The following is a 24,979-nucleotide window of genomic DNA, read 5'->3' as shown; positions in this document are numbered from 1 at the left end:
TAATGAAAAAAGAAACAGTAGGAATAGTATTAGTTTGTCATAGTAATTCCATGACAGATGCTTTTTTAGAATTTTGTAATGTTTTAAAGCAAGAAGATTTTGAATTATTAAATGGTGGTGGAAGTAATTATGATACTTATGGAACTACACCTGAGATAGTTGCAAGCGTAATCAAAAAAGCAAATAGAGGAAAAGGTGTATTAGTACTTGTGGACTTTGGAAGTTCAATAAATGCAGTAAAAGGTGCAATAAAATTAATAGATGGTGAAATAGATGTTGAAATAGCAGACTGTCCGTTAGTTGAGGGAACTGTGTCAGCTATAGTTGCTAATGATGAAAATATGAATTTAAAAAAATTAAAGGCTATTGCAGAGGATAGTATTAATTTTAAGAAAATAAAGTGATAATATGTTTACAGAAATTTTTAAAACTATTTTGAAACTTGTAGAGAAAAACTATATATTCTTGATACTTTTCTTTATTTTTAATATTTTAACTGGAAGAATTGCTCCAATATTTGAACATAGGATAGATAATATATATTCATATGGAATGGTAGTATTATTAATACTTTTATTAAACTCTATTTTAATTATATCACTATTAATTGTTTTATCTAAAAGTATGGGTTATAGTGTAAATTATAAAAAAGCTGGAATATATTTAATTTTTTATACATCACTTGGAGCATTACATATATTAATACCTCAATTATCAATTATTTCAGATATATTAAGAATGCTTTTAGTATTTTTGCCTTATTTCTTTTTTATAGAAAATTTAGACTTAAAATCATCTATAAGATTTTCTATTGAATTAGTTGCTAAATTATTCATATATTTATTAGCTTTCTTATTACCTTATACGGTATCTATGGTAATTTTAACATTTCATAATTATATCTCTGGATATAATCCATTGTATAATTATTTAATAATATTAATTAATTTAATTATGAGCTTATATATTTCTTCCCTATATTTTACTTTTAAAATAAGAACAAATTATAAAAAAGAAAACGAGGATTAAAAATGGAAAATTTAATATTAATAGGGACAATTACAGGAACACATAGACTTTTAGGTACAGTAAAAGTTAATACTATATTTCCTCTTTTAGAGGAATTAAAAGACTTAAATGTCATAATTAAAAACGATTTTAATGATGTTAAGATTGCTAAAGTTGAAGATGTTAAAGGTATTACTGGTAAAAGAGCTTTATTAGATTTAGATAAGATAAAAAATATTGATGAAGCTAAAGCTTTAATAGGGTATAAGATATATGTTAGAGCAGATTTAATACCAGAATATGAAGAAGAGGAATCAGTTATTGGCTATAATGTATTAAATAATTCAGAAAATATTGGTGAAGTTGTTGATATTATGGATACAGCTGCACATTCAATTTTAGTAGTTGTTAAAGAAGAAAGAGAAGTATTAATTCCATTTATAGATGTTTTTGTAAAAGAAATAGATGATAGTCAAAAAATAATAAAAGTGGAGTTATTAGAAGGAATGATGTGATATGAAAATAAGGGTTTTAACTTTATTTAATGAAATATTTGAGATGTATTTATCACAGACTATTATGCAAAGAGCAAATGAACAAAATATTGAAATAGATATAGAAAATATTAGGGATTACAGTGATAATAAACATAAACAAGTAGATGATACACCTTTTGGTGGTGGAGCAGGTATGGTACTTAAACCAGAACCTTTTTGGAAATATTTTGTAAATTTAAGAAAATCAAAAGTTAAAAAACCATTTACTGTTTTTGTTACACCTCAGGGTAAAAAATTAACTCAAGAAAAATTAATAGAATTATCTAAAATTGAAGATTTATGTATAATATCAGGTAAATATGAGGGTCTTGATCAAAGAGTAATAGATAAGTTTGTAGATGAAGAGATTTCTATAGGAGATTATGTATTAAGTAGTGGAGATTTACCAGCCTTAGTTATAATAGACGGTATTATGCGTATGAAAGAGGGAATAATTAAAAAAGAATCGTATGAAACAGATTCTTTCTATAATGGATTGTTAGGATTTCCTCAATATACTAGACCACAAATAATAGATAAAATGGAAGTCCCAGAGGTGTTAATTTCAGGAAATCATAAAAAAATTAATGAATATAGAGAAATAAAAGCAATACTTAAAACTTTGAAAAATAGACCAGATTTATTAAAAGAAAAACTTAAAGATAAAGAATTTTTGAAAAAATATGACAGATTTTTAAAGTTGATAGAAACACTGTAATGTGATATAATTAAACAAATTGTAAAAAGTGGTGAATGTATGAAAAAAATATTATTACTACTATCTATTATTATATTAAATATCAATATTTTTGCTGAAGAAACTCTATTAATTTCAAAAGAAAAATTAGAAGTTGAACAAAAAAAAGAAAAGATATTAAATGAATTTTTTACTGCAATTAAATTTTCAAATAATACTTTAGCATCTTCATATATATCTGGAGATGAAGAAAGAAATATTAGTATTTATCCAGAAAATGCGTATTCTCCGGGATTTGCTCCAATAGTAAAAAAAGGAGTGGAAAAAATAGATATTAATGCAGAAAATAAGATTGGAGAAACGGCACTAATAATTGCTATAGAATATGATAATATATATATATTAGAAGAGTTGTTAAAAAAAGATGTTAATATAAATGTTAAACATCATGTATTAGGTAAATACCCTTTGCATACTGCTATTTTTTTTGAAAATTTTGAAGCAGTTAAATTACTGGTTGAAAAATATCCTGAAATGGTAAATTTTCAAAATGATGTAGATGGGTGGCATCCACTTGAAGATGCTGCACTTAAAGGAAATTATGAAATTGCAAAATTTTTAATTGAAAAAGGTGCAAATCCATTACATAGAGATTTTAATGGTGGTAGTGCTATAGATTTAGCTGCTAATTTTGGAAAAGGCGATATAGTTAAGTTGTTAAGGGACAAAATAAAAGAATTAAGAAATAATAAATAAATTGGAGGAAATTACTATGATGAGATTAACAGGTATTGGAGCTTCTGAGGGAGTTGCTATTGGTAAAGTTTATGTGTTTCATGAAGAAGAAATACAACTTCCTGAAGAAAAATCGCTTTCAGGTGAAACATCAGAATCTGAAATTATTAAACTAGAAGAGGCTATGAAAAAATCTAAAACTCAACTTATTGCTATTAGAGAAAAAGTAAGAATTAAAATGGGTGATGATAAGGCTGATATTTTTGATGGTCATATTCTATTATTAGAAGATGAAGATTTAATGGATGAAATCAAAAATAAAATAATGGAAGAGGGTTTAAAAGCAGCTCACGCATTAAAAGATGGAATAGATGAATATTCACTAATGCTTTCTCAACTAGATGATCCTTATTTAAGAGAAAGAGCAGCAGATTTCCAAGATATTGGTAAGAGATGGTTAAAAAATTTATTAAATATTAAAATAAGCGATTTAGGTAATTTAGAGCCGAATACAATTATTGTTACTAATGACTTAACACCATCTGATACTGCACAACTTGATCTAGTTCATTGTAATGGATTTGTAACAGAAATAGGAGGGAAAACAGCTCACTCTGCTATTATGGCAAGATCACTTGAAATTCCAGCAGTAGTAGGAACAAGATCTATACTTTCTGAAGTTGTAGATGGTCAAAGTATAATTATTGATGGAGATAAAGGAGAAATTTATTTAAATCCAAGTGATGAATTAATTAAAGAATATGAAATTAAAAGAGAAGAACAATTAAAGGCAAAAGAAGAATTAAAGAAAATTAAAGATTTAAAACCAATTACTAAAGATGGACATGCAGTAGAAATTTGGGGTAACATAGGTAAACCAGAAGATATAGATGCTGTTATGGAAGCAGGAGCAACAGGTGTAGGATTATATAGAACTGAATTTCTATTTATGAATTCTGGTCATATGCCAACAGAAGAAGAACAATATAAAGCGTATAGAGAAGTTGTTGAAAAAATGAAAAATTGCCCTATAACTATTCGTACTATGGATATAGGTGGAGATAAGGAATTACCTTATTTAGATTTACCAAAAGAAATGAATCCATTTTTAGGATATAGAGCGATTAGAATTTCTTTAGTACATAAAGATATGTTTAAAACTCAATTAAAAGCTATATTAAGAGCATCTGCATATGGAACTGTTAAAATCATGTATCCAATGATAACTTCAATAAACGAAGTAAGAGCAGCAAATGTTATTCTTGAAGAATGTAAAAAAGAATTAGATGAAATTGGTAAAAAATTTGATAGAAATATTAAGGTTGGTATAATGATAGAAACACCATCTTCAGCTATAATTGCATATAAATTTGCAAAAGAAGTTGATTTCTTCTCTATAGGTACTAATGATTTAACACAATATTTCTTAGCAGTAGATAGAGGTAATGAAATGGTTTCAGACCTTTACTCTGCATTTAACCCTGCGGTACTTGAAGCTATACAAAAAGTTATAGATGCTGCACATGATAGAGGAATACCTATAAGTATGTGTGGAGAGTTTGCAGGAAACAAACAATCAACAGAATTATTACTTGGAATGGGACTTGACGCATTTAGTATGTCAGCATCATCAGTATTACAAGTTAAGAAAAAAATATTAGAATCAAATTATGCAGAAGCACAAAAATATAGAGATTTAATTTTAAGTAAAGATACTCCACAAGAAGTAATTGATGCTTTAAGATAGGAATGATATGAGAAAATTAAAAATAAAAAAAGAAGAAGTAAAACAAGAAACAGTTGATAAACAAGAAAATAATGAATTAAAAAATTTACCTTTTTCAAAATTTGACTACATACTATATTTCATATTTTTTATTGTTTCAGTAATAAATGAAACACCTGGAAGATTAGTATTAATAATATTTGCAATATTTGGTGCATCAGTATTATTTAAAAGATTTTCTGATAGACTTTCTATAGGATTTGTTTATAGAATGTTTGTATTCGCATTATTATCTTTATTAGCATGGCCAGTAAATGTATTGATAAAATATTTTTTAGGATCATAATATGAAAAAAATAGCAGTTATGATATTTAATGATATAGAAGAAATAGAAGCTTTATTCCCTGTTGATTTGTTTAGAAGAGCAGGTATACATGTAGATTTAGTAAGTCTTTATGTTGAAAAAAAGATTAAAGGTTCACATAATATTGAAATATTTGCTGAAAAAATATTAGATGAAGTAGATTTTATGGATTATGATTGTATATTTTTACCAGGAGGTTTAGGAACTTCTGAGTATTTTAAGTCAGAAATTTTGAAAAATAAATTAACAGATTACTATAACAAAAATAATTTAGTAGCAGCTATTTGTGCAGCTCCTAAATATTTAGCAAAACTTGGATTTTTAAAAGATAAAAAAGCTACAGTTTTTAATGGTCTTGAAGAAGAATTAATTGAAAATGGAGCTATAATAGAAAATTCACCAGTAGTAGAATGTGAAAATATTATTACAGGTAGATCGGTAGCAGCTGCAAAAGATTTTGGTTTAGCAGTTATTGAATATTTATTAGGTGAAGATGAAGTTAATAAATTAAAAATTGAAATTATAAATTATTAATATTAGAGGATTGCTGTTTACAGTAATCCTCTATTATTAGAAAGAGGTGGAAATGTTATTTAATGAAAAATTGAGAAAATATGCAGAAGCTGTAATAAAAATAGGGACTAATGTACAAAAAAATCAATTAGTGGTTATTAGAGCTTTAACTGAAAATAGGGACTTTGTGTATTTATTAAGTGAGGAAGTATATAAGGCTGGTGCAGGAGATGTGCAAGTAATGTGGAGAGATGATGTATTAAATAGACAAAGGTTTGAATATGCCTCACAAGAAACTTTAGAAGATGTTAGAGAATATGTAGTTTTACAAAATGAAGATAATGTTAAAAGAAATGCTGTGTTTATTTCAATAATAGGTTCAGATCCAAATAATTTAGAGGGACTAGATCAAGAAAAAATTAAGGCAGGAACTATTGCAATGTCTAAGGCACTGACTGGATTTAGAAAAGCTTTAATGAATAATGAAAATTCATGGGTTGTTATAGGTGCAGCTACAGAAGCTTGGGCAAAGGTAGTATTCCCTGATTTATGTGTGGAAGATGCAGTTTCTAAATTATGGGACTTAATATTCTATACTATGAGAATAGATGGAGATGTTATAAAAAATTGGGAAAATCATTTAAATAATTTAGATGACAAAGCTGAGTATTTAAATAATATGCAGTTTAAATATTTGAAATATAGTAGTGAAAAAGGAACAGATTTAACTATAGAATTACCAAAAGGACATATATGGATATCTGGTAAATCAGTAAATGCTAATGGGGTAGAATTTACTGCTAATATGCCTACAGAAGAAATATTTACTCTGCCACATAGAAATGGTGTAAATGGTGTTGTTTATAGTACAAAACCTTTAAATTATAGTGGAAATTTAATAGATGAATTTAAATTAGTATTTAAAGATGGAAAAGTAGTAGATTATAGTGCTAAAAAGGGAGAAGAAGTATTAAAATCATTACTTGAAACTGATGAGGGAGCATTATTTTTAGGTGAGGTAGCATTAGTACCATTTGATTCCCCTATATCTAATACTAATATTATGTTTAGTGAAACACTATATGATGAAAATGCTTCATGTCATTTAGCCTTAGGTAAGGCATACCCAGTGTGTATTAAAGGTGGGACAGATATGTCTGAATTAGAGGCTTTAGAATCTGGTGTAAATAATAGTTTAGTGCATGAAGATTTTATGATAGGAGATGAAACACTAAAAATAGTTGGAATTAAGGAAAATGGAGAAGAAATTCCAGTATTTATAAATGGAAATTGGGCATAATAATTTATATTTTAACCGAGATTTTATCTCGGTCTTTTTTTTAAAACGCTACTTTTATAAATAACAAAGAAAATATAACTTATATAAATTAAATATAAATATGATTTTTAAACGCTTGTAAGCAAATGTATTTTAACATTGTAAAAAAAGTGATTTTTTAATACTTGATTTTTATTGTAAAATTAATCTTTTTAAGATATAATGTCTTAAGGTTAAATGGGTAAAGTCATAAAAAGGAGGATTATGATATTTTTATCATAAATTAAATTATGAAACAAAAAAAGATATTATTTTTACTACTATTATCTTCACTTGCATACTCAGAAGAAAAAAGTAAAATAAGTGGAGAGGTAACTTTCGGTGTTGATGCAACTTTTGGTGTTGATGGACTAGAGAATGTAAGTAAATTAATACCTCAAGTAGTGGATTTATTTAGAGCAAAAAAATATAAAGATTATGAAAAAGAAAATAATAATGGTGGGAACACTCAACCTAGTCCCAATCCTAAGCCTAATCAAGATCTTGATTTATATATTCCAAAATACAATCCAACAGCTAGAGATATAGAGTTAGCTGGAAAGTATTTATCAAGGAATGTAGAATTAAGAAAGAAATTAAGTGTTAAATTAAAAGAGAACTATATAGGTTTAGGAATAAAGGCAGATATATTTGGTAAAAAGATTACACATACAAAATTTTTAGGAGATAATGAGATAGATAAAATAAAACTAACATTAACTTCTGATAATAAGTATGTTAATGGAGAGATTAACTATTATGTTAAGGGAGAAAGTAAAGAGAAAGTAGACATAGACAAAATAGATGATGAAAAGCCTTTAAAGAATAAGGTAGTTGATTATAACTTTAGAGTTAATCCAACACCTGATAGGAATTTATCTTTATCCCTATATTTTGCAGGACAAGATAAGAGTATAAATATAGGACCAACAGTTGTGTATAAAAATGGTGGTAGTTATGTTAGTGCTTCAGTCTTATTTAATAATTATAAGAGGTCATATGATTTAACAGATGAGTTAGATAAGATTAAATATACGGCACCTGGTTATGATAAGGTAGAGTATTTTAAGAAGTGGACATTAAAGGATAAGTATAAAGAACTTAAGCCAGAAATTAGCAAAGATGAGTATGAGAATGAACATGCAGACTTAGAAAAGGCAGAAGTATCTGGATTTAAGGGGACAAGTAGAATACTTGGACATTATTCAGGTTCGCTTTATGGAGATTCTCCAATTAGGTATGTAACTAAGACTTTGTTTGATGAGATACATTCAAATAAAAATTTTAGAAATCTTTCAGATTTAACAAAAATACTTGAAAAAGAAGAAAAGCCTACAGCTACATCTTTTATTGCACCGGGTATAGGATTAAGTAAAGAGGTTAAGAATGCTAAAGGACTTAATGATATGGCTAATAGAATTGCCCAAAAACTTTATAAAAGATTAGGATTAGGACTTGATAGAAAATATTCGACTATAGGAGCTTGGACACAAATACCAAGTGATTTTCAACATCTTTTACCGGGATACTATAAAGATTTTGATTATTCTAAAATTAAAGGAGAAGAATTAGATCCAAATTATTTATATGACGGACTTAAAACTCCAGTATTACCTAGCTCATTAAGTATGAATAGAGTTCTAGCTCAAAGTAGATCTTCATCTCAAAATAAATATAAATTTGAAGAAAGATGGCATGATTTTGATTCAGATGCTAAAAAATATTTAATTGATGAAATAACTAGAGAATATGAACTAGATAAAATTAAAGCGATTGCTGGATCAAGTATTTTGGGAATATTAGGAGATTTTTTCTTAGGTGATAAGATTAGTAAAATAATAGATAAATTACCAAAGATACAAGAATTAATAAAGAACCCATATGAAATGAAAGGTCTTGACATATTAAGAGGACTATATCTACATCAAAGTGAAAAAGAAAGAAACATACTAAAATATGAAGACATATTAAGAGCAAACTTTGCTGATGTAAACTTAAAAGAAAACAAAGCAGAATACTCAACTAAATTAAAATTAAATGCAGGACATATAGGAAGAAACTATAAACTAGGAGTAGAACTATTATTAAATGATAATGTAAATGTTAATGCAGAAAAATATGGATATGTTAAAAAATCAAATAATTTAGGAGTAACTGGAACATATAAAGAGGGAATAATAGAATTTAATACAAAACTATTATTAAATGTATCTAAAAACTATTTATATAGAAAAGACAATCAAGAAAAACATGTATATGATACAACAAGTTTAAATACAGATACATATTTAGGACTTAATATACCTACAAATGATAAACTAAATGTCTTATTAGGATTAAGACATATAGGAATATATGGTTGGATAGACCTAAGAAAGAGTTTAGATAAGAATGGGAAAGAAGTAGAGTTTGATATAGCTAAGAGAGATAAAGACAATAACCCTATAGGTAAAGATAATAAGTCTATAATAACATCACAAACAACAGAAAAAGAATTGGTTGATAAAGAAGCATTAATGACAGGTAATGAGAAGAAACTAAAAAGAGATATACATCAATCAGACTATATACAAACAGAGAAAGGCAAAGCAGTAAAATCATCATATGAGATGTATAATATATTATCACCAAGATTAACCTTATTATACAGACCCTATGATAATATATTATTTAGTAGTCATTTAGAATTACCGATAAGTATTAGGAATTCATCACCTGCTGGTATAAGAGGAATATATACAGGGGAGATAAAATATTTAATAGATGATAGTTTTAAAGATGTAATATTTACTAAATTAAATCCAATTAAGTTTAAGAGTATGGGAGATATAGAAGCTGGAGGAGTATTAGGGAATGACCCAGGTTATTATTTATCATATAGAGCGATGGCAGATTTAACTTTCTTAAGAGGAGATGTAAGAGGGAATGATAAGAATATAGACTTTAGCTTATCATTAAATCCATTAATAGTAAATTTTCAAGTTAAACCAAGATTGATAATTGCTAAGGATAAAGAAGAGATATCGACAAAGGTAGGGCTTGAATATACAAAGGGGACAGAATTTTCAACTATATTAGGATTTAGGAAAGTATTAAAATCGAGTAAGGATATAGTAGAACAAGAATTAAAGCCTAATATATTAAGTATATTAAAGGATAGAAATAATAAGGAGTATAATAAAGTTAAAGAGAAGTTACCTAATTTATTATTTAAAGGAGAATTAGATTATACATTAACACCTTTTATAGACATCAAAAAGGAAGAGGGTAACTTTAGGATAAGGGCTAAGGCTGATTCAGTTAAAAGAACAGGATATACAGAAAAGAAAAATGTTGAAGAGGGCAACTTCGTAGACTTACCTCTTAGTTATTTTGCATGGAATTATCATATAAATGGTTGGTTTGGTAATAAATCATATAATTATTTCTTTGATAAAAAATCACAAAAAATAACTAAGGAAACGAAAAATAGTATATTTTTAGATAATCAAATATATAACTTTGAGATTGATACAGAATATAGACAGGATAAGGGTATTAATTTTGATTTAAATTTAGGGATAGTATACAATGAAACTAGATTAAGAGGATTAAAAGAAATTACTACAACAACTGAAACAAAATCAAAAGTTGTTAGCCATACTTCAAAAGCAAAAGATCCACTTAAAATTTTAGAACATGTAGAACAAAATCATGAAGTTGTTGATATAGATGAAAAAAATATACTAGAATCATTAAAAAAATATGTTAAGAATAAAAAATCATATGATGATACAATATATGAAAAAGATAGTACTTTAGGTATATATCCTAAAATTAATGAAGAAAAACTAAAAGAAATATTAGATTATCCAAATAGGATAAAAAAGGAAAATAAATCAGAAGAAACACATTTTTTACGTACAAAGAAAATAGATGCAAATTTAGATACATATTTAGGGTATAATTTTAGATATAATGAAAAAATGACAGTATCACTTGGAATGAAGTATAATTTAAATGCAGAATATATTTCAAGTAATAAGATAATATTAGAAGATATTAAGTTATTTGGAAGTAGAAAGATGATATTTAAAAACACTTTAAGTCCAGAAATAAAGATGAAATACAACTTAATTAGTAACTTAAATGCAAGACTTAGTGCAGAGATGCCATTTGGTTTTGAAAATAAAGATTTTAAGGGTACTAAATTTAATGTTAAAACAGGACTTGAATATAGATGGTAATTGTTTAATAGAAATAGGGAGCTAACTTAGATTAAAATTTTGAGTTTAGCTTCTTTTTTTGACAAAAAATTAAAATATAAAATTTGATATTAAAATACAACGACGCTCTTTATAATCAAGATTTTTAGACACCCTTTTTGTATTGAAAATAATCACAACATATGGTATAATTTAAAGAAAAATTTGACTAGAGAGAGGGAAGTTAAATGGACATTAGACCATTAGGTAATAGAATATTAATTGAAAAAGTAAAAGTTGAAAAAAAAACTAGAACAGGGTTAATATTAACTGAAAATGTAGAGGCAGAAAATAATTATGCAAAAGTTTTAGAAGTATCAGAAGATGTTGTTGAAAAAATAAATAAAGATGATTTTGTATTAGTAGATTTATCACAAGCTATGGAAGTTAGAGTAGATGGGAGTGTAAAATATATTTTGGATATAAAAGATGTATATGCAATAGTTGGAGGAAATGATGAGTAAGATAATAAAATTTAATGAAGAAGCTAGATTAGCTTTACAAAAAGGTGTAGATATTTTAGCTGATGCAGTTAAGATTACATTAGGACCTCGTGGTAGAAATGTAGTATTAGATAGGGGGTATGGAGCACCATTAATTACTAACGATGGAGTAACAATAGCAAAAGAAATTGAATTAGAAGATTATACTGAAAATTTAGGAGCTCAACTTATGAAAGAAGTTGCAATTAAAGCTAATGATGTTGCAGGAGATGGGACAACTACAGCTACAGTTCTTGCACAAAGTTTAATTAAAGAGGGTTCTAAAATGATACAAGCTGGAGCAAACCCAGTATTCATAAGAAGAGGTATAGAAAAAGCATCTAAATTAGCAATAGAGAAATTAAAAGAAAGATCTGTTTCAATTAAAGATAATAGTGAAATAGAGCAAGTAGCATCAATTTCATCTGCTGATGAAAATATAGGGAAATTAATAGCTAGTGCTATGAAAACAGTAGGTGAAAATGGAGTAATAACAGTGGAAGAGGCTAAATCTTTAGAAACTTCAATGGAAGTGGTAGAGGGTATGCAATTTGATAATGGTTATTTATCTCCATATATGGTTACTGACACAGAAAGAATGAATGTAGAACTTGAAAATCCATATATACTTTTAACTAGTAGAAAAATTAATTCTATGAAAGAAATTTTATCTTTACTTGAAAAAGTAGTAGAAAATTCTAAACCATTATTGATAATTGCAGATGATATAGAGGGAGAAGCATTATCTACATTAGTATTAAATAAAATTAGAGGAGCTTTAAATGTTGTTGTAGTTAAAGCACCTGCATTTGGAGATAGAAGATTAGCTATGCTTGAAGATATTGCTATATTAACAGGAGCTATAGTAATTTCAGAAGAAAAAGCAATGAAATTAGAAGAAGCAGATTTAGATGATTTAGGTATGGCAAGAAGAGTTAAGGTAACAAAAGATAAAACAATAATTGTAGATGGAATGGGAAATGAATTAGAAAGAAAAGAAAGAATAGTTCAAATAAAATCTCAAATAGAAGAAAGTAAGTCAGAATATGACAAAGAAAAATTACAAGAAAGATTAGCAAAATTATCAGGTGGAGTAGCAGTAATAAGAGTAGGGGCAGCCACTGAAACAGAAATGAAAGAAAAGAAAATGAGGATAGAAGATGCTCTAAATGCTACTCGTGCAGCAGTTGAGGAGGGAGTAGTAGCAGGGGGAGGTACTGCCTTAATTCAGATTTTTAAAGATATTAAGGAGTTTAATATTGAGGGGGAAGAAAGTATAGGAATAGAAATATTTAAAAAAGCTTTATTTGCTCCTTTAAGACAAATAGCAATTAATTCAGGAGTAGATGCTGGAGTTGTAATAGAAAAAGTACTTAATTCAGAATTAAATTTTGGATATGATGCCCTGAAAGAAGAATATGTAAATATGTTTGAGCGTGGAATATTAGATCCAACTAAAGTTACTCGTTCAGCTATACAAAATTCTAGTTCAATAGCTTCATTATTATTAACTACTGAAGTTAGTGTTGTTACAAAAGAAGAGAATAAAAATCAACAAATACCAAATATGTATTAGGAGAGAAAATGAAAAAGAAAAAAAAGATTGTTAAAAGATTAATTTTTCTAGCATTTGTAACAGTTGTATTTTTTCTAAACAAGGATAATTTATTTAAATTTACTAAAAATATGTTATCAGACATTAATTTTAAATTAGTTGAAACTAAAACATTAATATATGATAGTTATTCTAAATATAATAATAAACTAAATTATTTAAATAATGTACAAGAAAATATTAAAGAATTAGAAAAATTAAAATCAGAAATTCAGTTATTAAGTGCTGAAAAAATGGAATTAGAGAAGTTTGAAAAAGAAAATATAGAGTTAAGATCATATTTTAAACTTGAAAATAATTCTAATAGAAAATTTATAGCAGCAGAAGTAATATTAAAAGATGATTTACATGATCATGATATAATTTTTATTAACAAGGGAAGTAAAGATGGAATAGAAACAAATTTACCTGTTATATTAAATTCTAAAATTATAGGAAAGATTAATAAAGTATCAGAAGATTATTCAGAAGTTTATTTATTATCAAACCCTAACTTTAAAATGTCAGTCAATGTAAATGGAATATTTACAGGTATAATACGTGGTAAAGGGTCATTAAATTTTGTTATTAAGAATTTTAATGTTGAAAAAGCTGATAAAATAGATAAATTTGATATAGAAACATCAGGTATTAGTGAAATATATCCTAAAAAATTACCTATAGGAACATTTAATTTACAAGACAAAACAAAATTAATAGATAGTAAAGAATTAAATTTTAGTATTAGTGATAAATTAATAGGAATAAATACAGTAGTAGTATATAAATTTAATAATACTAAACTTAATTTATTGAAAAATATAGAAAGGGATGAAGTAATATGAAGAAAATTTTTATGCTAACTATTCTATTAACTAGTTTAACTTTTTCTAAAACATTTGATTTTTTACAGAAAAATTTTAATGCTGAAATTACTGAATTTTCAGAAATAAATAATAAGAAAAAGAAGAAAATATATAATTTAGAATATATGCCAAATACAGTGAAATTTGAAGTTTTAGAACCTAAGTTAAATAAAGGTGAGATAATTACATATTCAAATGGTAAAAAGACTCTTTATTCTCCTAAATTAAAGCAGACAATAGAGCAAAAATTAAGTTTTGATGATACCTCACTTTATTCTATATTAGAAGAATTATCTAATATGGATAAAAATACTACATATGAAGCAAAAAATAGGAAATATATATTTGAAAACAAGGTTTTAGTAAAAATAATAGCAGATAAATATGTTATAAACTTTAGTGAATATATTGATAAAAAACCTCAAAAAATACAATATATTTCTAATTATGCAAATTTTGAATACTTGATAAGATACTAATGAAGTTAATAAATGATGTTGCTATTATTTTAAATAAAAAAGAAATTTCTGGTAGTAGTGTATTAGTTACAATGTTTACAAAAGAACATGGTAAAATTTCTGCAATAATTTTTAATGCTAGAAATTCAAAGAAAAAACATTTAGCATCTTTAATGCCATTAAGTGTTAGTGATGTAGAGTTAGAAATTAAATCTAATTCTAAAATAATAAAAAATAGTATATTAAAAAAGAGTTTTGATAAATCATTATCAAAAATAGAAAAATTACAATTATCACTTTATGTGCTTCATTCATTAAATCAAGTATTAGAATTTGATAATCCAGAAGAGGAACTATATAATAAAAGTATGGAGATATTAGAATATATAAATGAATTAGATGAAGATACATTTGTAGATATTAATTTTAATATATTTATTTTAGTTACATTTTTAAGAAGATTAATGATAGAACTTGGAATATATGATATAAGTCAATTAATTAATCAATATGGATTATTTGATGAATATAAGGATTATATAGAATATTCTAAAAGTGCTAATCTTGAAAACTCTGAGAGTCTTATTACTATATTAAATTGTTTTCAAGATTATATAAATAATTATTTTAATATTAGATTAGATTATAAAAAAATATTGATACTTTAATAAAGGAGAAAATTAATGAAAACCAATTATATCTTTGAAAAAATATATGTAGATGGAATAAATTTAGATTTACAGGCAAAAAATAAAAATGCCTTATTAAAAGAAATGTTTAAAGGATTAGAAAATAATGAAAATATTTTAGATAAAGAAAAAGCATTTGAAGATTTAATGGAAAGAGAAATCTTGGGAACTACTGGTATAGGTAGAGGTGTTGCTATACCACATGCTAAAACAGATGCTGTTAAAGATATTGTAATAAGTGTAGGTATATTTAAAGAGGGAATAGAATATGAAGCAGTAGATGAAGAAAAAGTAAATATTTTATTTATGTTTTTATCTCCAGTTGAATTAAGTAGAGAATATTTAATTATACTTGCAAAAATTTCAAGATTTTGTCAAGATTCTGAGTTTAGAAAATCTATGTTAGAAGTTAAGACAAAAGAAGAAATGATAGAATTGATTAAGAATATGGAAATATAGGGAGAACAACTATGAAATGTCCTTATTGTGGTGATAAAGAAACAAGGGTAGTTGATAGTCGCTCATATAGTGATGGAAATTCAATAAAAAGAAGACGTCAATGTGATTTATGTAATAAAAGGTTTAATACAATAGAAAAAATTTTTAATTTACCAATAGTAGTAATTAAGAAAAATGGAGAAGTTGAAGAATTCGATAGAAATAAAATATACCAAGGAATAATAAGATCTTTAGTTAAAAGAAATTATGTACAAAATAAAGTTGATGAAATGATAGATGAAATAGAAAGAGAAATATTAACTAATTATGATGGTAAAATACATAGTAATACATTGGGAGATACTATACTTGAAAAGTTATTTTTATTTGATGAAGTAGCATATATTAGATTTGCTTCTGTTTATAATAAATTTGAAAATTTGGATAGTTTTTTAAATACGATTAAAGAAGTTAAAAAGAGAAAAAGGAAGAGATAAAATGAAGAAAAAGCTATATACTTTAGCAATTATATTTCTGTTTTTTGTGATATTTTCATCATTAATTTTTAGGATATATAATAATATTAAGAAAAGTAGAGAAATAAATATAAAATTAATTGAAAGTAATCAAAAATATGAGAAATTAAAAGAAGAGAAAGAAAAATTACAAAAAGAATTAGAAGAATCAAGAAAAGGGACTAACAAAGAAAAATTTGTAAGAGATAATCTAAATTTTAAAAAAGATGGTGAAAGAATATATAAAATTGTAGATGAAGATGTTCAAGAAACTGAAACATCAGAAAAAGAAAATGGAGAATAATATGAATAAAATTAAAATGGAAATAGATGATACTATAGTTTCTAATCCTAGAATAAAAACGGTATATAGACTTTCAAATTTATACTTTTTTAGATCATTTATTTTAATTGGAGTTATCTTATTTACCATATTTTATGTTGGTATGAATTTATTTAAAGAAGATTTATCTGATAATTATTTTACTATTTTTATTCTTTTAGCTTTAATTGTATATATAATATTTCATTTAAATACTATATTAAAATTTAGAATATATGTAGATGAAAATGAAATAATAGATAAAAATAATAAAGTATTAATAAATCAAATAGAGAAATTAAGTATTAGAATCATGAGAATTTCTAAAAATTCAAATGAAAATTGTTTAATAATAAAAACAAAAGATAAAAAAGAACTTATATATAGATTAAATATTAATAATAAATATAAGTTTATAAAGCAAATATCTATTCTTACAAGTCTTGATGTAATTATAGAGGAATAGAGGATAAATGATAGAATTTTTTATAGCAAAAAGACATATAATAGAAAGAAAATTTCAGTCTATAGTTTCTATTTTAGGAATTGCAATTGCTCTTACAGTTTTTGTGGTATCACTTGCAATATCTAATGGTTTGAAAAATAATATGTTAAATTCAATATTAACACTTTCTCCACATATTAGTGTTGGAATTTATCAAGATTATCAACAAGAATATATAGATATTAGTAAGAAATTTGAAAAATATAAATTTAAAGATATTAATTATAGAATTGATTCACAAGGTTTAATTAAGGTAAATGGAATTTCTAAATCTACATTAATTATTGGAACTAATTTAGAAAGACTTAATTTAAATGTTATTGAGGGGAAAATAGAAAAAGATAATTTAACTTCAGTTCTAGTTGGAAATGAATTTATAAAAAATACAGGAACTATGATAGGAGATGAAATAACTGTACTTACATCTGAAATGAGAGAAATAAAAGCAGTTATTTCAGGAGTTTTTAAAACAGGATTCTATAACTATGATTCAGATTTATTACTTTTTCCTCTTGAAACATTACAGCTATTAGAGGAAAGAGGAGAAGTTGCCTCAACAATTTCTGTTATAGTTGATAATCCAACCAAAACTGATAATTTGAATTTATTAGTAAAAGATATAAATGAGAATTATGGAGATAAAGTTTATGCAAGAAGTTGGAATATGGACAATCAAAGTTTATTAAGTGCAATAAATTTTGAAAAATTTGTTTTAGTATCAATTTTAAGTATGATAATACTTATTGCTTCGTTTGCTATATCAGTAATATTAAATATGATAGTTAGAGAAAAAATAACAGATATAGGAATATTAAAAGCAATGGGATTTGCTGATAAAAATATTTTGAAAATCTTCTTATTTGAGGGATTGATTATTGGAATAATAGGTATGTTAATTTCATTGTTATTATCACCTATTATTATTATACTTTTAAAATTATTATTTAAATACTATATTACCTCTACTTATTACTTAGAAACACTTCCAATAAGTATGAGTTTAATAGAAATGTTAGTTATTTATTTTACCTCTTTTGTATTAATTTTAGTTTCTACAATAATGCCATCAATTAAGGCATCAAAGATGAATACAACAGAAGCTATAAAATACAATAATTAGAGGGAGATAATATGTTAGAATTAAAAAATGTATATAAGACATATGTTACTAAAGCTGAAAAAATAGATATATTAAAAGATATCAATTTTAAATTTGAAAATGGTGATTTTTTTTCAATACAAGGAAAATCAGGTAGTGGTAAAACAACATTACTTAATATACTTGGATTACTTGATAATGCGACAGAGGGTGATATATTTATTGATGGAGAAAATATAAATAACAAAAATATTATAGAAATTAGAAGAAAAAAGATAGGGTTTGTGTTTCAATTTCATTATTTATTAAATGAATTTACAGCACTTGAAAATGTTATGATACCAGCTTTAGTAGATGATAAAAAATCAAGAAAAGAAGTGGAAAATAAGGCTATAAATTTATTAAAAGAAGTAGGTTTAGAACATAGAATCAATCATAAACCTCAAGAATTATCAGGTGGAGAAAAACAAAGAGTTGCAATAGCAAGAGCTTTAATTAATGATCCAGAAATAATACTTGCAGATGAACCTACTGGAAATTTAGATTATGAAACAAGTAATTTAATCAATGAATTATTTGTTAAAATAAATAAAAAGGGACAAGGTATAATAATTGTAACTCATAGTATAGAACTTGCAAATTTAGCCAAAGTAAAATATAAGATAAAAAATGGTGAATTAAAACAGATTTAAACTTGAAAAAAAAGAAATTGAGGGTATAATATAGTAAGGAAGCAATGAAAGGAAGTGCTTATTATGAAAATAATTATTAGTGGAAAACAATTAGAAATGACAGAACCTATCAAAAAATATGTGGAAACTAAAATATCTAAAATTACAAAGTATTTAGAAAATATTCCAGAAGTTGATGTTACCTTAACTGTTGAACCTACTAAGTCAGAGGGTAAATTGTATAAAGCGATAGCTACAGTTTATGCTCCTAATAAAACTATAAGACAAGAAGAAAGTGATGCAGACTTATATGCAGCTATTGATAATCTATCTTCAGGTTTAGAAAGACAAGTAAGAAAATATAAGGAAAAAATGAAAAATAGAGATGAATAATAAGGAATTGAGAGCTAATGCTCTCATTTCTTTTAATCAAATATCTTGACATAAATGAATATTAATGATAATATAATTATATATTGTAATAATTACAAATTTAAAACAAAAACAGGAGGAATAAAAATGAATAAAACAATTGATGCTCTAAACATATATTTAGCAGATTTAAATGTATTTTATAGAAAGGTTCAAAACTATCACTGGAATGTTGTTGGTCAAGGGTTCTTTACAGTACATTCAAAATTAGAAGAAATATATAATGCTGTTAATGAAAAAATTGATATTATAGCTGAAAGAATATTAGCTATAGGTGGAAGACCATATGGAAATATGAAAAAATATTTAGAAGTTACAACAATAAAAGAAGCTAATGATGAAGATATTAATGTAGTTGAATTGTTAAAAATATTAATAATAGATATAGAAAATTTACTTGCACAAGTGAAAAACTTAAAAAATATAACAGATGAAGAAAAGGATTTTGGTACAAGTGCTGAACTTGATAATCATATTTCTGAATATGAAAAACTTCTTTGGATGTTTAAAGCATACATTAAATAATTAAGTAAAAGCTAGGAATGACCTAGCTTTTATAATATCATATCAAAAATATATAACAATTAGGAAATAAGAGGTATATAAAAATGGAAGAAGTTAGAAAAGTAACCAAAGAAGAACTTAAACAATATGTAAAAGAGCATACACAAATTTTAAGAAAAGATTATGAAGAACATGGAGAATCTATTATAGATTATATAGCAAGTTTTTTTGCAGCACAATTGCATTTATATGATATAGACCCAGTTTACGATGATTTATTGCAAGAATTTATGCACCATGACAACATATTTGATACATATGGCAAGAAAAAAAGAAAAGAAGTAGAAGAAGAACTATTAAGAAAATTTGAAGAATATGCAAATAGTTAATTAAAATTGTAATAGGTTAGAAAGTTTATAACATACTGACCTATTTTTATTTATAAATTATAAATATAATTCGCCTTTTTTAAGAGTAGTAGGCTTTAAAGAACTACTCTTTTTTTGTTAAAAACTATTTGTATTTTCTTTTTTAAAATGTTAGAATATTTGTATTAAAACAAATGGGAGTATACATGATAGGAATAATAGGTGCAATGTATGAAGAAATAAATGTAATTATGCAAGAAATGAAAGATGTAGAAATTAAAACAGTTAGTGGAAATACTTTTTATAGTGGATTATTAAATAATAAAAAAGTAATTTTAGTTGGTTGTGGAATTGGTATGGTTAATTCAGCTATTATTACAACTTTATTAGTTAATGAATTTAAAGTTGAAAAAATATATTTTTCAGGAGTTGCAGGTTCTACTTCAAATAAACTTAAAATAGGGGATATTGTAATATCAACTGAAGTTCAAGAATATCTATTCGATACAACAGAATTTGGATATGAAATAGGTATAATTCCTAGAATGGAAACATCTATTTTTAAACCTAAAAAAATGCTTGAAGATGCTATGATTAAACTAGAGGGAGAGAAAATACATTTTGGTAAAATAGTATCTGGAGATAAATTTGTTTCAAATGCTGAAGAAAAAATTAAAATTGGTAAAGATTTTAATGCGTTATGTGTAGATATGGAATCTGCTTCAGTTGCTCACTGTTCATATTTATTAGGTGTAGATTTTTTAATAATTCGTTCTATATCGGATACATTGACAGATGAGTCAACTATGGAATTTGAAAAATTTGTTAATTTAGCATCTGAAAATTCAAAAAATATAATTACTAAATTAATATAGGTGGAAAAATGAGAAGATTAATAAAAATTTTAAGAATAATATTTTGGATAATATTTTTTTTAGGAGTATTTTATACATATTCTAAAATAAAATATATTAGAAAATCTGCATATAATAATACAAATTTAATATTACAAGATTTTAGTATTAGAAAAAGTGGATTTTATGAAAATAATGTTAATGAAGAACAAAAACAAGAAAAAGTCGAAGAAAATAATGTTAATGAAGAACAAAAACAAGAAAAAGTCGAAGAAAATAATGTTAATGAAGAAAACAAAAATGAAACAGATGAAAATGTTAATGAAGAAAATAAAAGTGAAACAGATAAAGAAGTTGATAAAATAATAAAACAACACATTGAGAATAAAAATAATGGTAAAGAAAATGAAAATCAATAAAGATATTTATCAAAAATTACTAGAAGAATATGAAAAAGAAAATGAATTAGTTTGTGGTTGTGAGATTTTATCATTTGAAGATTATATTAAATTCAGAATTGTAGAATTAGAGAAAGAGGATTAAAATATGAAAATTGGTTTATTTTCAGACACATACTTACCTCATGCAAATGGAGTTGCAGTTTGTGTTCATACATTGAAAAAAGGATTAGAAGAATTAGGTCATGATGTTTATGTAATTACATGTAATAATAGTATGAAATTAAGTGTTGAAGACAAGGTAATAAAATTACCATCTTTCCTATTAAAGGATTTTTATAACTATTCAGTTACTGGTCCTTTTCATTTTTCAGCTTTTAATGAAATAAGAAAATTGAAATTAGATATAATACACATACATACAGAATTTGGTACTGCTATTTTAGGAAGAATACTTGCTAAAACGCTTGGTATTCCATTGGTATACACTTATCATACTATGTTAGAAGATTATGTCCACTATATTAATTTTATGAATATTGATATATTAAATAAACCTTTTGTAAAATTTGTTGAGATGATTTCTAAAATGTATTGTTATCCAGCAAATACAGTAATAGTTCCGTCTAAAAAGACATATGATGTTTTAATGAAATATGCTATAAAAAATACAGATGTAAGAGTATTGCCATCTGGTATTGATCTTAATATATTCAAAAACCCTAATCAAGCAAATATTGAAAAATTAAGAGAAGAATTTGATTTAAAAGGTAAAAAGGTTTTGATGTATTTAGGAAGAGTAGCTAAGGAAAAAAATATTGAAATAATATTAGAAACAATAAAAAATAGGAAAGATATCATATTACTTGTAGTAGGAGAGGGACCAGAACTTAAATATTTTAAAGAAAAATATGATTTAGAAAATATAATATTCTGTGGTAAAAAAGAATATCATGAAGTTCCAGATTACTATAGCTTAGCTGATGCCTTTATTTCTGCAAGTACTTCAGAAACTCAAGGACTTACTTTTATAGAAGCTATGTCTACAGGTAAAATTTTATTCTGTAGTGATAGAGTTGTTCTTAAAGACTTATTATTTGAAAATGAAAATGGATATTTTTTTGAAAGTATAGAAGAATTAAATGAGAAAATAGATATATTTTATTCTTTAGATTCAGATAAGAGAAAATCAATGAGTAATAAATCTATAGAAATATCAGAAAAATATGACTTAACACTATTTATCAAAAAAGTAGAAGATATTTATAAAAATAATTTAGGTAAGATATACAGAATACAAAAAATAAAATTAAATAAAGACGGAAGCTTTAAAGTTTATGTGAGAAATAGAAGTTATAGGGTTAGTAAAGAGTTATTTAATAAGTTAGAATTGAAGATAAATAATAAGATTGATAAATCTACTTTAAATATAATTAGAGAAAATAAAATATAGAATACTGAATTTATTCAGTATTTTTTTATTTTAAAAAAGCAAGCAAATAATATACATTAATAATAAAATGTTTTACAAATGATAAAAAAATATTATGAATATTTATAAAATGATTGACAAAGTATTAAGGGGGGGGGTATAATTGCTATGTCTGTAATTTATCACATGACATATAAATTAATAACACATAATTTGTTAGAAAACAAGGAGGAAAATATGTTTAGAAATAAACTTATTGGATTGATGACTATAAGTGCTAGTGTTTTTGGTGCAGAATACTATGTAAACAATGATACTAATTTAGGATTAGAGCATTCAAAAGACAATAATACTAGTACTACAAAAATAAAAGCATCGAATGATATAAATTTAGGAGCGATATTTGGGAAAAATAAAGAAGTATTCACTTTTGGTGGAGTAAAATTAGAGGGTTCTAAAGCATTAAATGGAAAAGGTGGAGATGGAACTTTAATTCCTAAAGGATATTTTGGATTAAATCTTAAAAAATCACTTACAAATGAAATAGAATTAATATTAAATGCAGCTTACAATTATGATGAAAAAAATGAGGGTGGATATGAAAATTCTATAAAACATTTACTAAAAAGTAGAGGAGAATGGGATAAAAAATTTGAATATGATGAAGAAGCTTTAAAAGATTATTACCATAGTCAAGGATTAAGATTTAAAGGAGAAGAAACTCTATTTTCAGGTATAGTAAACTATAATCATAAACTTTTTAAATTACATACTGGAAGTATATATACAGCAGGATATTTACAAAAGGGTGATTTTAGAGTAGAAAGTTTTGTAAATGTAAAGACTAAGAAAGATAATCATGAAATAGATGTTGATTTAAATCATAAATTAAAAAAAGATACATATAAGAATTATGGAAGATTAAAATTAGAATTAAAGACAACAAGTACATTAGATAAATTAGAAATACGTAATAAAGGTAAAATATATTTAGGAACTATAGTACCAGGTGGAAAAGATTACTCAATATCAATTGAGAATGAAGCTAAATATACTGTTAATAATAACTTAGAATTATTAGGTGGAATAGGTAATGAATTTGTAATTAAAAAAGTATTAAAAGGTCAAACACCTAAAGAATTATTATATAAACCAGAATTAAAATTTGAGGTTAAATATAATAAGGATAAATTACAAATAGAATCGAAGAATAAATTAAAATCAAGAATAGAAATTAAAGATTTAAAATTAAATGCAGTTGAATATGATAAATCTAAAAAAGATCCTAAAATAGGAATGTTCTATACAGGTAATATGTTAAGTTACAAGTTAGGAATCTTTGATGTAAGAGGAGTAGGAAAATATTCTGGTATAGTAAATATAAAAAACGATAAGAATACTGCTAAATTTGATGGATTAGAACATTTAGCTTCAATTGGTGCTGGAATAACATATGATAGAAAAACTAAAAATGTTGAAACAAAAAATAGTATAGATGGAAGATATATAGTTGGTTATGCAGATAATAAAACATTTAGTGTAATAAATGTATGGAGTGATAATAAGGCAGACTATAAGGTTAATGATAAATTAACATTAAAAGGAGAATTAAACTTTACAAGTTCAAATAGATTATCAATATTAAATCATGATTCACAGACTGATGAAATACTATTATTAGCTGATACTAAAGGTACATTAGATTATAAAATAAATAATAAGACAGATTTTAGTTCAACATTAGGAGCAAAAACTATCTCATTATTTACTAACTATAAAGAAAATAATGGTAATAAGTTACATTTAAGTACACAATATGCTTACAAAGTATATAATGAAAATGAGTTAAAATATCAATTAAAAGATAATATAGGTTTAACTGGAAAACTAGTTGCAAGTTATTCAGACGGATTGAAATCTGAAAGACTTTATGAAAGTTTAAATAGAATAAAGAGAAATCAGGTTGGAGAAGAAGGATTTGAAGGTTTTACTAAAGAAGATTCAAGAAAAATAGATGAAGAAGAAAAAAACTTTGGTATGGATACTCAATCATTATTAGTAATATCTCCTAGTGCAGAAGTACAACTTAAATATTTAAATGATAAGTTATCAATTAAACCTAGATTTGGAATAGATGTAAAAGCAAGTGCAAAGAAGAATGACAATAAAATTAAATTGTTTAGTTGTCAAACATATGTAACAAAATATTT

General features: G+C 25.0%; 29 protein-coding genes. All 29 read left to right on the top strand.

The features are described from left to right. Positions 1-2 precede the first annotated feature (2 nt). Positions 3-404 (top strand): PTS-dependent dihydroxyacetone kinase phosphotransferase subunit DhaM, encoded by a 402-nt coding sequence (locus BT993_RS03770; RefSeq protein ID WP_064607281.1) that lies wholly within the window; start codon positions 3-5, stop codon positions 402-404. Positions 405-408: 4 nt separating this feature from the next. Then, positions 409-1,029 (top strand): hypothetical protein, encoded by a 621-nt coding sequence (locus BT993_RS03765; RefSeq protein ID WP_072593304.1) that lies wholly within the window; start codon positions 409-411, stop codon positions 1,027-1,029. Between the two features lie 2 nt (positions 1,030-1,031). After that, positions 1,032-1,523, top strand: coding sequence for a ribosome maturation factor RimM (gene rimM, locus BT993_RS03760; protein WP_072593303.1), 492 nt, complete (start codon positions 1,032-1,034; stop codon positions 1,521-1,523). 1 nt (position 1,524) lies between these two features. Next, positions 1,525-2,262, top strand: coding sequence for a tRNA (guanosine(37)-N1)-methyltransferase TrmD (gene trmD, locus BT993_RS03755; RefSeq protein ID WP_072593302.1), 738 nt, complete (start codon positions 1,525-1,527; stop codon positions 2,260-2,262). 39 nt (positions 2,263-2,301) lie between these two features. Further along, a complete protein-coding gene (locus BT993_RS03750; protein WP_072593301.1) occupies positions 2,302-2,997 on the top strand; it encodes an ankyrin repeat domain-containing protein in 696 nt (231 codons plus the stop codon). Positions 2,998-3,013: 16 nt separating this feature from the next. After that, a complete protein-coding gene (gene ptsP / locus BT993_RS03745) occupies positions 3,014-4,723 on the top strand; it encodes a phosphoenolpyruvate--protein phosphotransferase (RefSeq protein ID WP_072593300.1) in 1,710 nt (569 codons plus the stop codon). A gap of 7 nt (positions 4,724-4,730) precedes the next feature. After that, complete coding sequence (locus tag BT993_RS03740; RefSeq protein WP_072593299.1) at positions 4,731-5,048, top strand: hypothetical protein; 318 nt, start codon at positions 4,731-4,733, stop codon at positions 5,046-5,048. A 1-nt stretch (position 5,049) separates the two neighbouring features. Next, on the top strand, positions 5,050-5,601 hold the full coding sequence (locus tag BT993_RS03735) for a DJ-1 family glyoxalase III (RefSeq protein ID WP_072593298.1): 552 nt from the start codon (positions 5,050-5,052) through the stop codon (positions 5,599-5,601). Positions 5,602-5,653: 52 nt separating this feature from the next. After that, on the top strand, positions 5,654-6,880 hold the full coding sequence (locus tag BT993_RS03730; RefSeq protein WP_072593297.1) for an aminopeptidase: 1,227 nt from the start codon (positions 5,654-5,656) through the stop codon (positions 6,878-6,880). A 269-nt stretch (positions 6,881-7,149) separates the two neighbouring features. Then, positions 7,150-11,124 (top strand): hypothetical protein, encoded by a 3,975-nt coding sequence (locus tag BT993_RS03725; RefSeq protein WP_072593296.1) that lies wholly within the window; start codon positions 7,150-7,152, stop codon positions 11,122-11,124. 206 nt (positions 11,125-11,330) lie between these two features. Further along, complete coding sequence (locus tag BT993_RS03720) at positions 11,331-11,606, top strand: co-chaperone GroES family protein (RefSeq protein ID WP_072593295.1); 276 nt, start codon at positions 11,331-11,333, stop codon at positions 11,604-11,606. Then, complete coding sequence (gene groL / locus BT993_RS03715; protein ID WP_072593294.1) at positions 11,599-13,200, top strand: chaperonin GroEL; 1,602 nt, start codon at positions 11,599-11,601, stop codon at positions 13,198-13,200. The genes BT993_RS03720 and groL overlap by 8 nt, the downstream gene beginning before the upstream one ends. An 8-nt stretch (positions 13,201-13,208) precedes the next feature. After that, positions 13,209-14,063 carry a rod shape-determining protein MreC gene (gene mreC / locus BT993_RS03710; RefSeq protein WP_072593293.1) on the top strand — a complete coding sequence of 285 codons (855 nt, stop codon included), beginning with the start codon at positions 13,209-13,211 and terminating at the stop codon, positions 14,061-14,063. Beyond that, a complete protein-coding gene (locus BT993_RS03705) occupies positions 14,060-14,563 on the top strand; it encodes a hypothetical protein (RefSeq protein ID WP_072593292.1) in 504 nt (167 codons plus the stop codon). Before mreC ends, BT993_RS03705 begins: the two co-directional genes overlap by 4 nt. Continuing rightward, complete coding sequence (gene recO / locus BT993_RS03700; RefSeq protein ID WP_072593291.1) at positions 14,563-15,210, top strand: DNA repair protein RecO; 648 nt, start codon at positions 14,563-14,565, stop codon at positions 15,208-15,210. Before BT993_RS03705 ends, recO begins: the two co-directional genes overlap by 1 nt. Positions 15,211-15,225: 15 nt before the next feature. Then, positions 15,226-15,690: a PTS sugar transporter subunit IIA gene (locus BT993_RS03695; protein WP_072593290.1), complete on the top strand. Its 465-nt coding sequence runs from the start codon at positions 15,226-15,228 to the stop codon at positions 15,688-15,690. A gap of 11 nt (positions 15,691-15,701) precedes the next feature. Further along, positions 15,702-16,166 (top strand): transcriptional regulator NrdR, encoded by a 465-nt coding sequence (gene nrdR, locus BT993_RS03690; RefSeq protein WP_072593289.1) that lies wholly within the window; start codon positions 15,702-15,704, stop codon positions 16,164-16,166. Position 16,167: 1 nt separating this feature from the next. Further along, a complete protein-coding gene (locus BT993_RS03685; protein ID WP_072593288.1) occupies positions 16,168-16,488 on the top strand; it encodes a septum formation initiator family protein in 321 nt (106 codons plus the stop codon). 1 nt (position 16,489) lies between these two features. Further along, on the top strand, positions 16,490-16,972 hold the full coding sequence (locus BT993_RS03680; protein ID WP_072593287.1) for a hypothetical protein: 483 nt from the start codon (positions 16,490-16,492) through the stop codon (positions 16,970-16,972). Positions 16,973-16,979: 7 nt separating this feature from the next. Continuing rightward, positions 16,980-18,131, top strand: a complete 1,152-nt coding sequence (locus BT993_RS03675; protein WP_072593286.1) for an ABC transporter permease — start codon at positions 16,980-16,982, stop codon at positions 18,129-18,131. A gap of 11 nt (positions 18,132-18,142) precedes the next feature. Further along, a complete protein-coding gene (locus tag BT993_RS03670) occupies positions 18,143-18,802 on the top strand; it encodes an ABC transporter ATP-binding protein (RefSeq protein ID WP_072593285.1) in 660 nt (219 codons plus the stop codon). A 63-nt stretch (positions 18,803-18,865) separates the two neighbouring features. Next, positions 18,866-19,174 (top strand): ribosome hibernation-promoting factor, HPF/YfiA family, encoded by a 309-nt coding sequence (gene hpf, locus BT993_RS03665; RefSeq protein ID WP_072593284.1) that lies wholly within the window; start codon positions 18,866-18,868, stop codon positions 19,172-19,174. 126 nt (positions 19,175-19,300) lie between these two features. Further along, the gene (locus BT993_RS03660) at positions 19,301-19,738 is read left to right on the top strand and encodes a Dps family protein (protein ID WP_072593283.1); all 438 of its coding nucleotides are present in this window, start codon (positions 19,301-19,303) and stop codon (positions 19,736-19,738) included. Positions 19,739-19,821: 83 nt separating this feature from the next. After that, positions 19,822-20,106, top strand: coding sequence for a hypothetical protein (locus tag BT993_RS03655; protein ID WP_072593282.1), 285 nt, complete (start codon positions 19,822-19,824; stop codon positions 20,104-20,106). A 185-nt stretch (positions 20,107-20,291) separates the two neighbouring features. Further along, on the top strand, positions 20,292-20,960 hold the full coding sequence (locus tag BT993_RS03650) for a 5'-methylthioadenosine/adenosylhomocysteine nucleosidase (protein ID WP_072593281.1): 669 nt from the start codon (positions 20,292-20,294) through the stop codon (positions 20,958-20,960). 8 nt (positions 20,961-20,968) lie between these two features. Then, positions 20,969-21,358 (top strand): hypothetical protein, encoded by a 390-nt coding sequence (locus BT993_RS07175; RefSeq protein WP_083557375.1) that lies wholly within the window; start codon positions 20,969-20,971, stop codon positions 21,356-21,358. Beyond that, the gene (locus BT993_RS07335; protein WP_158007930.1) at positions 21,345-21,482 is read left to right on the top strand and encodes a hypothetical protein; all 138 of its coding nucleotides are present in this window, start codon (positions 21,345-21,347) and stop codon (positions 21,480-21,482) included. Before BT993_RS07175 ends, BT993_RS07335 begins: the two co-directional genes overlap by 14 nt. Positions 21,483-21,485: 3 nt before the next feature. Further along, positions 21,486-22,790, top strand: a complete 1,305-nt coding sequence (locus BT993_RS03640; RefSeq protein ID WP_072593280.1) for a glycosyltransferase — start codon at positions 21,486-21,488, stop codon at positions 22,788-22,790. A gap of 216 nt (positions 22,791-23,006) precedes the next feature. Next, a partial coding sequence (locus tag BT993_RS03635; RefSeq protein ID WP_072593279.1) for a hypothetical protein occupies positions 23,007-24,979 on the top strand: 1,973 nt, incomplete at its 3' end.

Origin of the sequence: Streptobacillus ratti (assembly GCF_001891165.1) — a bacterium.
In the GTDB taxonomy this organism is placed as follows: domain Bacteria; phylum Fusobacteriota; class Fusobacteriia; order Fusobacteriales; family Leptotrichiaceae; genus Streptobacillus; species Streptobacillus ratti.
Note: the sequence above shows the minus strand (reverse complement) of the source record. Positions and strands in the feature narration are given on the sequence as shown.